Source organism: Ideonella paludis, from assembly GCF_018069865.1.
GTDB lineage: Bacteria > Pseudomonadota > Gammaproteobacteria > Burkholderiales > Burkholderiaceae_C > Ideonella > Ideonella paludis.
This window is the reverse complement of record NZ_JAGQDG010000004.1, coordinates 28,942-44,512: the sequence shown is the minus strand read 5'-3', so window position 1 is coordinate 44,512 and position 15,571 is coordinate 28,942. Positions and strand designations below refer to the sequence as shown.

General features: G+C 63.6%; 9 protein-coding genes. 3 read left to right on the top strand and 6 right to left on the bottom strand.

What is annotated here, in order from left to right:
* Positions 1-274: 274 nt before the first annotated feature.
* The 3 genes from KAK11_RS10615 to KAK11_RS10605 are packed head-to-tail and all read right to left on the bottom strand — an operon-like array spanning position 275 to position 7,532.
* Positions 275-4,492, bottom strand: a complete 4,218-nt coding sequence (locus KAK11_RS10615; RefSeq protein ID WP_210809075.1) for a translocation/assembly module TamB domain-containing protein — start codon at positions 4,490-4,492, stop codon at positions 275-277.
* Entirely contained in the window at positions 4,489-6,366 is a 1,878-nt protein-coding gene (locus KAK11_RS10610) for an autotransporter assembly complex protein TamA (protein ID WP_210809073.1), read from the bottom strand. The genes KAK11_RS10615 and KAK11_RS10610 overlap by 4 nt, the downstream gene beginning before the upstream one ends.
* Positions 6,363-7,532, bottom strand: a complete 1,170-nt coding sequence (locus KAK11_RS10605; RefSeq protein ID WP_210809071.1) for a vWA domain-containing protein — start codon at positions 7,530-7,532, stop codon at positions 6,363-6,365. Before KAK11_RS10605 ends, KAK11_RS10610 begins: the two co-directional genes overlap by 4 nt.
* A gap of 186 nt (positions 7,533-7,718) precedes the next feature.
* Here KAK11_RS10605 and KAK11_RS10600 point away from each other — a divergent pair, with 186 nt between their 5' ends.
* Entirely contained in the window at positions 7,719-9,749 is a 2,031-nt protein-coding gene (locus tag KAK11_RS10600; protein ID WP_210809069.1) for an EAL domain-containing protein, read from the top strand.
* 3 nt (positions 9,750-9,752) lie between these two features.
* On the opposite strand, the gene KAK11_RS10595 is transcribed toward KAK11_RS10600, so the two are convergent.
* The 3 genes from KAK11_RS10595 to KAK11_RS10585 form a co-directional block, all read right to left on the bottom strand.
* Positions 9,753-11,831 carry a S9 family peptidase gene (locus tag KAK11_RS10595; protein WP_210809067.1) on the bottom strand — a complete coding sequence of 693 codons (2,079 nt, stop codon included), beginning with the start codon at positions 11,829-11,831 and terminating at the stop codon, positions 9,753-9,755.
* Positions 11,832-11,910: 79 nt separating this feature from the next.
* Complete coding sequence (locus KAK11_RS10590) at positions 11,911-12,504, bottom strand: GNAT family N-acetyltransferase (RefSeq protein WP_210809065.1); 594 nt, start codon at positions 12,502-12,504, stop codon at positions 11,911-11,913.
* Between the two features lie 20 nt (positions 12,505-12,524).
* Positions 12,525-13,379, bottom strand: a complete 855-nt coding sequence (locus tag KAK11_RS10585) for an AAA family ATPase (RefSeq protein WP_210809063.1) — start codon at positions 13,377-13,379, stop codon at positions 12,525-12,527.
* Positions 13,380-13,588: 209 nt separating this feature from the next.
* Here KAK11_RS10585 and KAK11_RS10580 point away from each other — a divergent pair, with 209 nt between their 5' ends.
* Both KAK11_RS10580 and KAK11_RS10575 read left to right on the top strand, forming a co-directional pair.
* The gene (locus KAK11_RS10580; protein ID WP_246498814.1) at positions 13,589-14,212 is read left to right on the top strand and encodes a c-type cytochrome; all 624 of its coding nucleotides are present in this window, start codon (positions 13,589-13,591) and stop codon (positions 14,210-14,212) included.
* A gap of 96 nt (positions 14,213-14,308) precedes the next feature.
* Positions 14,309-15,544: a cyclic di-GMP phosphodiesterase gene (locus KAK11_RS10575; protein ID WP_210809059.1), complete on the top strand. Its 1,236-nt coding sequence runs from the start codon at positions 14,309-14,311 to the stop codon at positions 15,542-15,544.
* Positions 15,545-15,571: the final 27 nt, after the last annotated feature.

The following is a 15,571-nucleotide window of genomic DNA, read 5'->3' as shown; positions in this document are numbered from 1 at the left end:
ACCAGAGGACCACGCAACACTTTGAAGCGCTGCGCTGAAGCATTCAAGACTCGCTGCTCTTGGCCACGAGGGCTTTGAGACGCGGCCTTCAACGGTAATTGAACCGGAAGGTCAGGGAGATGGGCGTAGAGATCAAACTCAGAAAGGCTGCCTTGATGTCGCAATGCGCATCACAACCCATAGGCTGATGTCAGATCAGTCCACGATCATAGCCTAAAACTGGTGAAATCCCTAATCCTGTTTGGGGTGGCCAGCGCAAGCTACGGCGTTCGCCTCACTTTTTGGCGGGCGTTGGGTTCCAGCGCCAGGTCCAAATCAGGTCCAGGGCTTGGTCTTGGCCTGACTGGGCACGCAGGGTGAAGCGTTGGGCGGCGCGGTAGATCAGCTGCCAGGTGCCCGTGGTGCTGTTAATGCTGCGCTCATAACCCACCCACCAGCGTTGGCTGAGTTGTTTGCCCAGGGCCACCACGGTGTCCCGGGCTTCACCGGTGTCGGTTTGGCGCACCGAGAAATCGGTGATGCCGATCGCACTGAGCATGGCGTCGGTGGGGGCTTCGCCTTCGCCAGCCCAAAGGGCAATTGCGGCACGCTGCAGCAAGGCCGTTTCGGCCTGGCCCAGGCCGTCGGGCTCGCGGCCCAACATCAGCCAGCTCAGCTTGGTGGTCTCGGGCATATCGGGCTCGCTGGCCAGGCGGATGCGAGGATTGAGCGCACTGCCGGTGACGGCCACGCCCACCACCACATCGATGTTGGGCCTGACCGCAAACACATCGAGCCGAGGGTCATCGACCGGGCCTACGAAGCGCAGCACGCCGCGTTCGATCTTGAGCTTTTGCCCGTAGGCAGCATAGGTGCCTTGCTCGGCCCGCACGGCACCCGCCACGGAGAGCACCCCGGCGGCAGACGTGACCAGTTTGAGGTCTCCGCGCAGCAAGGTGTCTATGCCTCGGCCTTTCAGGCGGAGCTTATCGCCCAGTTCGACCTTCAGCGCCAAGCCCATCTTGCGTCGGGGGCTGTTGACGGCGCTGCGTGGCGTGTCGGCGATTTGCGGCGCCAGCACGGTGACGTCGTCTGGCAGTTGGGCGGCCGAGGCTTGGCTGACGTCGATCAGTCCCTCGTCCACCCGAACATCGCCAGTGACTTTGGCGGTCTCGCGGTCCAGCTCGATGTGAGCCTCACCACTGGCCACCAAGCGGCGGTCGATACGGCCCAGCGCCTGGAATTGGTCGAGCGCCAGCTTGAGCTGCGCCTTCGGGTCGGCACCCAAGCTGGCGCTGCCGGTCAGGCGTGCGCTGCCGGCGCCGCCCTTGAAATTGAAGCGCTCGATCTGCGCACTGGCGCCTTGCAGCCGGATGTCGATGTCGCCCTCACGCAGATGCACGCCTTCCAGCACATTGCGCAAGGTCAGACCTTGGCCACTGACTTGGCCGTTCAGCTCCGGCGCGCCAAAGCGGCCACCCAGGCTGGCCGCGCTGCGAAGCTCACCGCCCAAGCGCCAGCCGGGTGGCACCCAAGTGCCCCAAGCGCCGAGCTCCGCCACGCGCATCTGCCAGACACCGTCGAGCGGCGCGTCGGCAGGCGGCCAGGCCAGCTCGGGCTGAGTGCGCACGGTGGCCACGCCGGCCATCTCGCCCAGTTTTTGCCCGGCCAGCCCTTGGGTGAAGTGCCACACGCCTTTGTGGGCGGCCAGCCCCAGGCGCAGGTCGGTCAAGCCCAGCGCTTGTTGCCGGGGCGTGGGGCCGAGGCTGTCGGAGGCGACGCTCAGGTCCCCACTGCGGCGCTCGAACACGATGTCGGCGTCGAACTCCGTTTCGCGGTTGATCCTCAGCTCGGCCCCCAAAACCAGGTCGCCTTGCCAGCCCAACTCAGGCTGGGCGCGCGCCAGCAAGGGGGCGACGGCAAAGGGCTCGATCTGGGCTTCCAGCGTGCCCCGCGCTTGCCCCTGCTCCGTCCAACGCCATTGATTTTGGGCCCAACGGACGGCGGTGCCGGGCAAAGCCACGCGCCCAGGTTGAATCTCCGCGGCTTGCAGGCGCCCGCCAGGGTCGATGTCCAGGCTCAGGGCCAGCTTTTCGGCGCTGAGCCAAGGCTGGCTGGCGGCATCGGTGCTGCGGCCTTGCAGGCTGAGCACTTGGCCCGTCCAGCGGCCTGCGAGACCATTGCTGCGAGGCCTTTTCTCGGTCGTGGCCGGGCGCCATTGGCCTTGCAGGTCTGCGCTGACTTGGCTGCCGCCCCCTGTCTTGGCTCCCAAGATTTGCTCAAACCAAGCCGGTGGCCGGGCGGGACTGACCACGTTGAGCTTGAGCCGGTGCTGGGCCAGGCTGCCACTCAGGTCGGCCTGTAGGCGGTCGATGAGCCAGGGCTGGCCCTGCAGCTTGTCAGCCGTCAAGCTCAGCTCGGCTTTGCCCTCGCGGCCTGTGCTGCCGGTCTGGCCTTGCCCGATGAGCTGGCCTGAAACCAAGCTCATGGATGGGGTGCGAATGGCTTTGAGCTTGGACGCCAGGCGCCAAGACCAGGCTTGCGGGCCTTGAGGCTCGGCCTGCAGGCTCAGCTCGGCCTCGCCTTCGGTGGGGGCCCAGGCCGCGCTGCCGGGGTGGAGTTTGAACAGCGGTGCCAGGCTGGCGACATCCGGCCAGCTCAGCGTGACGCTCAGTGGCGCACCTGCGCTGGCGCCGGCCTGCGCGCTCAGGGCGTTGCGGCCTGAGTTGAGTTGCAGCATCCCGTCCAAAGCGGGCATGCCTTTGATGGCGCCAGCACTGGGGGTGAGGCTCAGTTGCCCCTGCAGCGGCACGCCCGCCAGCACGCTGGGCTCCACTGTCAGGGCCAGCTTGGCAGCGCCGGAGCGCCACAGTTGCTCAGGTTGGCTGAGCAGTGCCACCGAGGCTTGGCCGCTGGTGCTCAAAGCCGCCCGCAGTTGGTGCGGCCCGCGCCGCCAGGCGCTGTCAGGGGCGCCCGGCCACCATACTGAGGGGTCAAAGTCTTGCAGGCGGCCCTCGGCCTTCCAGCGCCATTGCTCGTCTTGCCGAGAAAGCTCTGCGCTCAGCTGTGCTTGCGCCGGGCCGGCAGTGAGCGTGGCTTGCTCGATGGTGAGCTGGCTGCTTCCTTGACCCTGCGCTTTCAGGTTCAGGTTGACCACCGGGGCGTTGGGCGCCGTTGCGCTGAGGGTGCCTTGCAGGCGGCTGTCGAGGGTCCAGTCTTGGGCCGAAGCGGGTGCGGTCGGGGATTGCAGCTTCAGGGTCAGCGGGCCGCTGAGCGTCATGGCTGGAGCACGCTGGTCCAGGGCTGCTGGGGTGATGCGCTGGAGGTCTAGGGTGAGCGCGGTCTGGCTGTAGGCCTGCGTCCCGCTTGGGGCCTGCCACTCCGCTTGGCCCGTGATCAGGCCGGCGGCGGCCCGGGCGTCCCCCAGTTCAAGCTGAACTTGCTGGCCACTCAGGCGGCTCAGGGGCGAGGGCGTGCCGCTGAGCGCGGCCTGCAGCTTGCGCACCGGCAGCAGGCCTTGATCCCAGCGGCCCGCAGCCGCGTTGGTCACGCGGATGTCCGCCTGAGCGGCTTGGTCTAGGCCGGCGGTGCGCAGCACTACCTCGCCCTTCAACTGTGTTCTGGGCAGGCCTGCGAGCAAGGCGGCCATGTCCAATGCGTCGGTGCGGAGCGACAAGTCTCCCAGGGGCCAGGGCTCAAAAAGCCGGATCTGAGCTTGGGCCTGCAATGAGGGCGCGGCGGCGGCGTGGGGTGAGGCCGGCCCTGCAGCCACGGAGGCTTGACCCTGCAGTGCCGCCGAGAGGTCGAATTGAGCCAAGGGCCCTTGTGCGCTGGCTTCTGCTTGCCAAGCCGGGCTGCCCGGCAAGCTCTGCAGCCTGAGCTTGGCCTGCAAGGGTAATCGGCCGTCGGCCCCCAGTTGGCCCGAAGCCTCGGCACTGAAGCGGTCTGTGCGCAGACGCAGGTGCTCCACCCGGTGCAGGGCGCCCGCGTCTGCGCCCAGATGCAGCGCAGCCTGCAGGTCTTGCAGGGCGGGCAAGCCATCCGCCTGCAGGGTGGCGATGTGGATGTTCGGCAAGGCGACGCTGAGGGGCAGTCGCAAGCTATTGGGGGCTGGGCTGGCGCCTTGGGGCGTGCTGGCGCTGGTCCATTGCAGGCGTTGGAGCTTGAGCTCAGGCAGGCTCAGTGCGATGTGCGATCCGGCGCCGCTTTGCCAATGCCACTGCAGGCCTTGGATGTGGAGGTTGGTGATCTCCAGACGGCCAGAAGGTGACTCCCAGCGAAGCTGCCGCGCCTGCATGGGGCCACGGCCCGGGCTGCCCTGCCAGCCGTCGACCTGCAGGCCAGGCACCTGGCGCAATGCCCAGGCTGTGGCGGCCTCGCTGTGCCACAGCACCACCGGGCTGGCGGCTGCCAGTGCCGCTGTGCCGGCCAGCAGCCACAGGCCGCGGCGGCGCCGTGGCGGGGGCGCTGGCTCGGCCGTGGGGGCAGGCGTGGCCTCGGGCAGCTGGCTCAAAAGTTCACTCCCAAGCTGAGGTGCAGACGGCCACGTCGCCGCTCTTCGCCCCAGGCCCAATCCACCTTCAGCGGCCCGACCGGGCTGCGCCAACGCAGGCCCAAGCCATAGCCCAGCGCGGGCCGGAGGTCGGCCACGCTGTCGCCAGCGCGTCCGCCGTCGATGAAGGCGGCCCACTGGACCGAGGGCAGTTTGGCGGTGAATGGATGGGCCAGTTCGACACTGGCTGTGGCCAACAAGTTGGAGCCGATCTCCAGCGGGCCCACCGAGGTGCCACCCAGCCCACGGGAGGGATAGCCGCGCACGGAGTCATCGCCGCCAGCCCAGAAGAGTTGGCTCAGCGGTACGCTGACATCGTTGGTCGACGCCGCTGCCCCCAACTCCAGGCGCGCTTGGGAGGTCCACAGGCCCCCCAGGGGCCAATAGCCGATGGCTCGGGCGTAGAGGCGTCCAAACAGTCCCTTATTGCGGCTGTTATCTGTGCCGTTTTTGTCCACACTCCATCCCATGCCGGCCTGCAGTTGCAAGGCGTACCCCTCGGTAGGCAGCAAGACACTGTCGAGGCGCCGCCAGGTGTAGTGGGTATTCAAGGAGAAGGCCTGTGTGGACAGGCAAACACCATTGGCTTGGTCCAGACAGACCTCGGAGCGTTCCACCTCGGCGAAGATCAGGCGTTCAAACTCTGTGCGCTCATGTGAGCGGCCCACTCGCAGCCGATGCGAGGTTTCCGTCAGGTCGAGGTCGGAGCGCCTCGCATAGCTCGGTCCCAGGATATCGCGGTCAAAGTGACCGTTGAGGTGTGTAGAGAGTGCGCCCGTCCAGCTTTGTGCATCCCTTGCCCATTCCAACTTGTTGCTCATTTGGATGGGCTTGTCCAGCAGGCGGCGCACCAAATGCTCTGCGACGGTTCTGGGGCCACCGTCCGAGCTGTAGCCCAGGGACAAGGTGGTGGTGTAGATCGGTGCTTCCTTCACCGTCACCTTGACCCGGGCTTGCGCGGCCAGCGCTGGGTCTGGGTCCAAGGTGACCGTGGCTTGATCGAAGAGGCCTGTTTTGGTCAAGCGCAGCTGATAGTCGAGCAGGGCGGCCTCTGTCAGTGGGCTGCCCGGCGGCAGATCGGCCAGGGCCTGAATGCGGTCGAGCTGATGGAAAAAAAGGCCCTCCACATCAATGCCCCCGGCGCGGTAGAGCGGGCCACTATCTGCCACCAAGAACAAACGAGATTCGCGCTGCGCGGGGTCAATTTGCGCCCCCGTGCCCGCCCAAGAAGCACTCGCATAGCCCTGCGCACGCAGCAGGGCCAGCACGGCGTTCTTGGCGTCGGCCCAGTCGCTCATCCGCAGAGGCACGCCGGGCTTCAGAGGCCATTGGGCCTGCAGCTTGGCCTTGAGCGCCTGTGCCGTGGCGTCGCCCGCTTCTGCCAAGTCAGCCAACTCGCCTTGGACCTCCAAGGTCAATCGACCGACGCGGACCGGCTCACCTGGCGTGACGATCAGCTTGAGGCGCAGCGGCGACTCTGACGCCCGCTCGACCCGGACCTGGGCTTCAAACAGCCCTTCGGTTTGCAGCGCTTGCTGGGCTTGCTCAGGCGCAACGGCGATCAGGCGTGCCCACTCCAGCTCATTGATGGTGTCGGCATCGGGTGAGGCCACGGCGCGTGCCAAATCCAGCGAGCGCAGCAACACGGGCTTGAGCGCGCTGTCGGCTTCAATCTCGAGCTGCGGGCGGCGGGCAGCGGCTTGGGCCGCGGAGGCCGCAGCCTCGGGGCTGAGTGGTGCGGCAGCGGAGCCTGGCGCGACCATGTCGCCCAAGCTCGCGCAAGCGCTCAGGCCCAGCGCCATCAGCAGGGCCGCCAGAGGTGCCCAACGGCTCATTTGCTCAGCAAGCGCATCGCGCCTTCCAGCCCAGCCAGGGTGAGCGGGAACATGCGGTGATGGGTGAGTTGCTGCACCAAGGCAATGCTCTGGCGGTAGTCCCACACGCCCTGGGGCTCAGGGTTGATCCAGGCGTATTTGGGAAAGGCATTGGTGAGGCGCTGTATCCACTCGGCGCCGGCCTCTTCATTGTTGTACTCCACGCTGCCGCCGGGCTGCAAAATTTCATAGGGGCTCATGGTGGCGTCGCCCACAAAGATCAGACGCCAGTCCTTGTTGTACTTGCGGATGATGTCCCACGTGGGCATCTTCTCGCTGTAGCGACGCTTGTTGTTCTTCCACATGAAGTCATAGGGGCAGTTGTGGAAGTAATAGAACTCCAAGTGCTTGAACTCCGTCTTGGCGGCTGAAAAAAGCTCTTCCACCCGGTGGATGTGTTCATCCATGGTGCCGCCAACATCCATCACCAGCAGCACTTTGACCTTGTTGTGCCGCTCGGGGATCATCTTGATGTCCAGCAGGCCGGCATTGGCGGCGGTGCTGTGGATGGTGTCGTCCAAGTCCAACTCTAAATCGGAGCCTTCGCGGGCAAAGCGGCGCAGGCGGCGCAAGGCCACTTTGATGTTGCGGGTGCCCAGCTCCAGTGAGTCGTCATAGTCGCGGTAGGCGCGCTGCTCCCACACCTTGACTGCGCTCTTGTTGCGGCCCTGTCCTCCAATGCGCACACCCTGCGGGTTATAGCCGCCATTACCGAAGGGACTGGTACCCCCGGTGCCTATCCAACGGTTGCCGCCTTCGTGACGCTCCGTTTGCTCCTCAAGACGTTTTTTGAGCGTCTCCATCAACTCGTCCCAGCCCATTTTTTCAATCGCGGCTTTTTCCTCAGGGCTGAGTTCTTTTTCCAACACCTTTTGCAGCCAGTCTAGGGGGACCTCTTTGCCGAAATCAGTCAGCAATTCGACGCCTTTGAAATAGGCAGCAAAGGCGCGATCGAATTTGTCAAACAAGGCTTCGTCCTTGACCAGGGTCAGGCGTGCCAGGTGGTAGAAGTCGTCAACCGACGGGCCGATCACGCCCTGGCGCAAGGCGTCCAGCAGGGTCAAAAACTCTTTGACCGAGACGGGGAGGCGAGCAGCGCGCAGGGTGTAGAAGAAGTCGATCAGCATGGTGTGAGGAGGTTGCCGACAGGGCATGGCTCAAGGCGAGCAAGCAAGATGGTGCCACAAGCCTGTCAAGGCTTGGTGTCTGTGCGCTGCAGTCTGACGATGAGAAAGGGGTTGTGGGGCGCTGGAGGGGAGAGTAAAAGGCAGGACTCACTTCGCTGTTTCCAACCAAAGTTGCACTTGCCAGACATGAAATTTCCCAGCCTGGAAACGCTGTCGCACGGCCGTCTTGCCATGGCCTTGCGCGAGAGCTTTTTGGCCTTGCTGCCGCTGTTCATCCTGATGCACGCAGTGGGTTTGTTGGTGGATTTGGCGGTCTTGCGCTCATGGGAGCTGCCTTGGAACCTGCTGCCTGTGCTGCGCTCTGTGCGCTTGTTCCTGATGTATTGCTGGCCTCTGGCCATCGGCTTGGCGCTGACGATTCATTTGGCGCGTGCCTATGAAGTCGATCCGGTGATCGCGGCCATCTTGGTGCTTGGTCTGCTGCTGGTGGCGGTGCAGACCAACGGTGAATTTCAGAGCATCAAGCTGCGCGTGGCATGGGTGTCGATCGGTGCCATCTTGCTGCCGCTGCTCGGTGTGTGGATGCTGCGGCTCTTTCTGAGCGCCATGCCGCAGTTGGACACACGTGCCTTGTCGATGATTTCGCCCGCCTTGGCGCGGACGGTGGTGCACATCGTTCCCTTTGCCTTGAGCTTCACGAGCTTGTCCGTGGCTCTGATCGTGTTGCCCAGCGGGATGCAAGCGCCCCTGGGCCTGTGGGTGAGAAGCCTTCCCGATGGCGTGGTGTTGGTCTTGAGTGTGTTGGTGGTCAACGGCCTTTGGTGGACGGGCATACATGGCGCGATTGCGTGGGATCTGCTGACTGGCAATGCGCTGTGGGAGATCCAGATCGGGGGCGGTGCCACGCTGGCCGAGTTGATGTACGGCCTGGTCTATGCCGGGGGCAGTGGCTGTGCCTTGGCATTGGCTTTGTGCTTGTGGTGGTATGTCAAGGACGACCGGGACCGCCGGGTATTGCGGTGGGCCTTGCCTTTTGCGGCCGTCAACATCAGTGAACCCTTGTTGTTTGGTTTGCCGGTGGTGGGCCAGCGTCGGCTGCTGATTCCTTTCTTGCTGGCGCCTTTGGCTGGCGCAGCGATTGCGCTGATGGCCTTCCATTGGGGCTGGGTTCACTTCGACCGGAAGGTGTATTGGATGCTGCCGTTTGGCCTCAATGCCTGGGCACTGTCCTCTGATCCTTGGGCACTGGTGGGGGTGCAAGGCTTGATCCTTCTGACGGCTGTAGCGGTCTATCGACCCTTTGTGCGTCAATTGGCATTGGCTCAAAGTATGACGGAGTTCTCGCGACATCTGGCTGAGCAGCTGGGCGTGGGCCCCTCGCAGGAGTTGGATGCAGAGCGGCGCTATGCGCAATCCTTGGCAGCACTGCAGGCCTCGCACAGTGAAGCCCAAGAGGCCATGAAGCTGGTCGAACGCGGTAGCTTGCACCTGTACTATCAACCCAAGGTGTCTGCCCAAACTGGACGAATCACAGGCCTAGAAGCCCTGCTGAGATTGGAGTTGCCCGACGGTACGGTGCTGGGGCCGGGGCGGTTCCTGCCTGCGCTCGAGCGGGCTGGGTACGGCGACATGTTCGACGCGTGGGTGATCAGGCAGGTCGGCGTCGACCGCGCGCAATGGCGGGATCAGCACTTTGAGTGCTCGGTCGCCATCAACTTGACGGCGGCTTCCCTGGCGGACGAGCGTGCTTTCGCGGCCATGATGCAGCAGCTCAGCGGGCCAGCCGGAGATGGGCTGGAAGTGGAGTTGCTGGAGAGCAGTTTGGCCAGCGAGCCCGCCAAGGTCAAGGCGCATCTGGGGGCACTGCGCTCACGGGGAGGCAAAGTGCTGGTGGACGACTTCGGCACGGGCTATGCCAACTTGGCTGTGTTTCACAGCGCGGATGTAGACGCGGTCAAGATTGACCGCTCTTTGCTCGTGGGGGCCGCCGAGTCTCGGGGGGCACAGCTCTACCGAGAGATCTGCAGCACCTTGCAGCGGCTTGGCTACAAGCTGGTGGCGGAAGGGGTGGAGACCCTGGCCGAAATGTCCTTTGTTCGTTCCTGCGGTGTGCAGGACGTGCAGGGCTTTTGGGTCAGCCGCCCGCTGCCCGCCCGAGCAGTGCCGGGCTCCATCGCAGGGATAGAGGCCCGGCTGGGTGCGGCTGGCGCGGCTTGAACGTCAGCGCTTGGACGCTGGCTTTTTGGCTGCCGTCCGCTTGGGCGTGGCCGCGGGGTCATGGCGCTTGAGCCAGTCGAAGAACTCCTGGTACCAAAGTGCGCTGTTGCGAGGCTTCAAGATCCAGTGGTTTTCGTCCGGGAACCAAACCAATTTGGCGTCGACGCCCTTGGCCTTGAGCGTGTTGTAGTAGGCCAAGCCTTGAGCGTCAGGCACGCGGTAGTCCTTGGCCCCATGGATGACCAAGGTCGGCGTTTGCATGCTGGCAGCAAAGGCGTGCGGGCTTTGGCTGTGGGCTTTGGCCATGTCATTCCAATACCAGGCGCCCAGTTCCTGGGCATGCCAGCCATAGGCGTCGTCGGCAAACATGCCCACCCAATCAAAGCAGCCTGCATGGCAGATGTAGGCCTTGTAGCGGCCCGGCTTCACGTGGGCGTTCATCCAGGCCACCATATAGCCGCCATAGCTGCCCCCGGTGGCGAAGACGCGTTGACGGTCTATCCAAGGCTTTTTCAGCAGCCAGTCGGTGGCTGCTTCCATGTCCTGCAACTCGAGCGCGCCCCATTGGTGGGTGATGCTGTCGAGGAAGGCATGGCCAAAGCCCGAGGAGCCGTGGTAGTTGACGTTGGCCGTCACATAGCCCTGCGCGGCAAAGACGAGGTAGTTCCAGCGCCAGTGCCAGCAGTCGCCCGGGCCGGTGTGAGGGCCGCCGTGAATGGTGTGCAGCAGCGGGTACTTCTTCTTGCGGTCAAAGCCCGGTGGGAAGTGCAACCAGACTTGAACTTTCTCGCCTTTGGCACCAGTGACCCAATGCTCTTCGGTACTGCCCAAGGCGACGTTGGCCAGGAGCTTGTCGTTAAAGGTTTCGATGCGCTCGGCTTCTTGGCCTAGGCGCACACCGCGGTCATCCACGCCTTGGGCATGAAGCCGGCCTGGGTGGGCGGCACGATCGGTCAAGGTGACGAGGCAGGCTGCGGCGGTGTCAAAGCCATGGATGGTGCCGCCTTGGGCCACCACGCTGGGCTCGCGATGCGCCACATCGAAGCGCCATACATGCGAGCGACCCTGCTCTTCAGCCACGAAGAGCAGGGCGCTGGCGTCTTCGCTCCAAAGCAGCGGCGCTTGGGGTTCGCGGTCCCACTCGGCGCTGATGACTTCCCAACGTGCACGTTTGTCAGCCAAGTCCAATACCGCCAATTGCTGCGGCATGGTGTGTTTCTTGGCTTGGTGTGAGGCCAAGAAGGCCAAGCTCAGGCTGTCTGGGCTGTAGCTGGGCGCATTGAAATCCCAGTCGGCATGCTTGACCAGGTCGCGCACTGCCTTGCGGGCGCTGCCTTTGAGCTCGATCTCTGCCAGCGCCATGCGCGGCGCAGGGTGCTGACCGCGCGCTGGGTCGTGCACAAAGGCAATGCGCTGTCCGTCGGGCGAAATGCTGAGGTCAGCCGCTCCCGGCTCACGGCGCTGCAGCTCATAGTCGGTGCCTTCCAGCACATCAGTGACTTTGCCGGTGGCGACCTCCAGCACCAAGACATGAGGCACGCGGCCCATGGGCAGGTTGTCATCCCAGTGGCGGTAGACCGCGGCGTCGGTGATGTAAGCCGTCTCCTTGCGCTCCTTGAAGGCCTTGAGCCGCGCCGCTTGGTCCTTCATGCCCCGGCCTTCGGGCCAAACCCAAGAGATCAAGGCGAGGCGTTGGCCATCTGGGAACCATTTGAAAGCGTCTACGCCAGTCGGCACCACACCAGCCCGGCGGGCCTCGCCGCCATCGGGTGGGATCAGGTAGAGCTGGGGCGTCTCGTCTTTGACGCCGTTTTGCTCGCGCTTGGCCACAAAGGCGATCCACTCCCCCGTGGGCGAGAAGCGCGGTTGGCCGTCCTTGTCGCCGCATTGTGTCAGTTGGCGCGGCTCACCTCCCAGGGTGGAGAGCAACCACAGGCTGCTCGCAGTGCGGTTGTCTTGCATCGAGGGTTGGGTGACGCTGCACACCACCTGCGCGCCGTCGGCGCTGAGGCTGGGGGCGCCAATGCGCTGGAGTTGCCAGAGCAGGTCAACGGTCAGGGGGGTCGAGGAGGTCTTCGCCATGGGAGTGTGGGCGCTTGTGGCGCCGAGTGCTGTGAAGAGAAGGGTGGGGAGTGCGGTCCGCCGATCAGGCGTTGCGCACTCAGCGAGGGCGACTCAGTTGCCAAAGCAGTTGGGCTTTGACCTCCGGCCATTCGCCTGCGAGCAGGCTGTACATCACGGTGTCACGCACGGTGCCATCGCGCCGCGGGGCATGGTGGCGGATCACGCCGTCTTTGTGCGCGCCCAGGCGCTCAATGGCCCGCTGCGACGCAAAGTTGAAGTTGTCCGTGCGCCAGCCTACGACCTGAGCGCCCAGGGTTTCAAAGGCGTGGCGCATCAGCAGCAGCTTGGCGGTGGTGTTCACTGCGCTGCGTTGATGGCTTTGGGCGTACCACGTCCAGCCGATCTCCAGGCGCGATAGGGCGGGCACGATGTCGTGGTAGCTGGTGCTGCCAATGACTTGGCCGCTGGGCACATGGATGACGGCAAAAGGCAGGCGGTGCCCTTCCGCGCGGCCTTTCAGCGCGTTTTCGATGTAGGCACGGGTTTGGTCAGGCTCCGGCACGGAGGTGACGCGGATCGTCCACAAAGCCCCGTCGGCCGCGGCGCTCTTCAGGCCCTCTTCATGACAAAGCTCAAGTGGCACAAGGCGAACCGGCCCTTGCTCCAAAGTCACGGGCAATATAGCGTGCATGGTGTGGCCCTTTGGCGTGCTCAGCGGTTGCGGCTTTGCATGAAGATCAGCTTCTCGAACAAGGTCACATCCTGTTCGTTCTTCAGCAGGGCTCCCACCAGAGGCGGCAACACCACCTTGTCATCGGGGCTGCGCAGCACCTCGGCGGAAATGTCTTCAGCGACCAAGAGCTTGAGCCAGTCGATCAACTCACTGGTGCTGGGCTTTTTCTTCAGGCCCGGCAGGTTGCGCACGTCGTAAAAACTCTTCAGCGCAGCGGCCAATAACTCTTGCTTAAGCCCAGGGAAGTGCACGTCTACGATCTTGCGCATCGTCTCGGCTTCCGGGAACTTGATGTAGTGGAAGAAGCAGCGGCGCAAAAAGGCGTCAGGCAGTTCTTTCTCGTTGTTGGACGTGATGAAGACCAGCGGCCGGTGCTTGGCCCGAATGGTCTGCCGGGTTTCATAGCAATGAAACTCCATGCGGTCGATTTCACGCAGCAAGTCGTTGGGAAACTCAATGTCAGCTTTGTCGATCTCATCAATCAACAAGGCCACAGGCTGGTCCGCCTCAAAGGCCTGCCACAGCACCCCTTTGACGATGTAGTTGCGGATGTCACGCACCTTGTCGGCGCTCTCTGCATCGCTGAGTTGGCTGTCGCGCAGGCGGCTGACCGCGTCGTACTCATAGAGGCCCTGGTGCGCTTTGGTGGTGCTCTTGATGTGCCATTCCAGGAGGGGCAGGCCCAAGGCCTGGGCCGCTTGTTCGGCCAGCATGGTCTTGCCGGTGCCGGGCTCGCCTTTGACCAGCAAGGGGCGCTGCAGGGTGATGGCAGCGTTGACGGCCAGCATCAGGTCTGGCGTGGCGACGTAGGCGTCGGTACCTTGGAACTTCATGACGTGGTGTGGGAGGTAGGGCCAATGGTGCGTCTCAGTATATGCCTCGCTCACTGCTGGTTTACCAGAGGATTTTCAGCCGATAAATCGACCAAGCCCACTCCTATAATCCTTGATAAATCGCAACTCTGGCGCCGTCTGGGCCTGAGTCGCACCTCTCCACCGCTTCACTCCACAACACTGCGATGAAGACTGTCACTACCGTTTTGATGCTGGCTTTGGCCAGCGCCTTCTCTATGGCTCAGGCTCAGGACGTCAAGGGCGACGTCAAGGCAGGCGAGAAGAAGAATGCCATGTGCATTGGCTGCCACGGCATTCCGGGCTATCAGGCCAGTTTTCCCCAAGTGCACCGAGTGCCCATGATTTCCGGCCAGAACGGCAAGTACATTGCTGCCGCCCTGGATGCCTACCGCAAGGGTGATCGCAAGCATCCCTCGATGCGCGGCATTGGTGCAGGTTTAAGCGATCAAGATATTGCCGATTTGGCCGCTTTCTATGAGCAGCATGGGCGGGTTGCCAATGCGCCAAAGGCTCCGAAGGCGGATATTCCGGCCAGCCTGCAAGCCAAGATGGCCAGTTGCGTGGCCTGCCACGGCGACAATTTCAGCGACACCACCGACCCCGCCAATCCTCGCTTGGCGGGTCAGCATGCGGATTACCTGTACGTTGCCCTGCGCTCCTATAAGGGCGGAAACCATGTCACGGGCCGCAATAATGCGACCATGGTGGGTATGGTCGCTCCCCTGAGCGACAAGGACATGAAGCAGATCGCCAATTTCCTGGGTTCGCTGCCGGGTGAGCTCAAAACCATTCCTCAGGCGCGTACCCGCTGAAGCGGGCCGGGAATACTAGGCATTCTGGGCCACGAGCCGCTCAATGGAGCGGTCTCATCGGCCGATATGGTGGCAGACCCCTAGCGTCAGCCACTCATGCTCAAAAAAATACCCGTTGATCAAGTCCGTCTCGGCATGCACTTGCATGCCCTGGAGGGCAACTGGCTGGATCACCCCTTCTGGAAGTCGAAGTTCGTCATCCGGGAGCAGCAGATGCTGGCCGACTTGTTGGCCAGCAAGGTCAAAGCTGTTTGGATTGATCCCAGCAAAGGCCTAGACGTCGAAGCCAATGCAGCTCCCGCCTCTGCCGAGCTAGCCGCAGAGGCGCCTTCCGCCCCCCCGCCTCCGCCGGCCCCCAAGCCCGCCACCCTGGTTCCGAAGCGCAACTTCCAAGAGGAGTTGTCCGAGGCCGCTGCTGTCTGCCAGCGTGGGCGCTCCAAGGTGGTCTCGATGTTTGCCGAGGCGCGCATGGGCAAGGCGGTGGACGCCGAGCAATGCTTGCCCCTGGTGGAGGAAATCTCCGACTCCGTCTTTCGCAATCCCGGTGCCTTGGTCAGTTTGGCGCGCCTGAAGACGGCCGACGATTACACCTACATGCACTCTGTGGCCGTGTGCGCCCTCATGGTGGCGCTGGGCAAAGAGCTGGGCATGGACGACACGCAGTGCCGCGTTGCAGGCTTGGCGGGCTTGTTGCATGACCTCGGCAAAGCGTCGATGCCTCTCGAGGTGTTGAACAAGCCCGGCAAATTGACGGAAGAAGAGTTCCGCATCATGCGCATGCACCCTGAAAAGGGTCATCAAATGCTGCTGGAAGGCCATGGTGTGAGCGACCCGGTCTTGGATGTTTGCCTTCGCCACCACGAAAAAATGGATGGCAGCGGCTATCCGGGCAAGTTAGTGGGCGAAGACATCAGCCACTTGGCGCGCATGGGCGCCATCTGCGACGTCTACGATGCCATCACCTCCAACCGCCCCTACAAAGAGGGTTGGGACCCGGCGGAGTCGATCGCCCGCATGGCGACATGGCAGGGCCACTTCGACATGAGCATGTTCAAGGCCTTCGTGAAGAGCTTGGGCATTTACCCGACCGGCTCATTGGTCAAACTGCAGTCTGGGAAATTGGCGGTGGTGGTTGAGCAAAACCCGCAGATGCTGACGGCACCCACGGTGCGAGTATTCTTTTCGACCAAGGCCAATATGCCCATTCCCGCCCAGATGTTGGAGTTGGCCAAGTCCAGCGACAAGATCGTGGGTCGAGAGAACCCCAAGACCTGGGGCTTCAAGCAGGTCGATGAACTGTGGGCCGGCGACGCCCTGCCCAAAAAGCGTTGATCTCCCGCACATGAGGAGCGGGCCGCC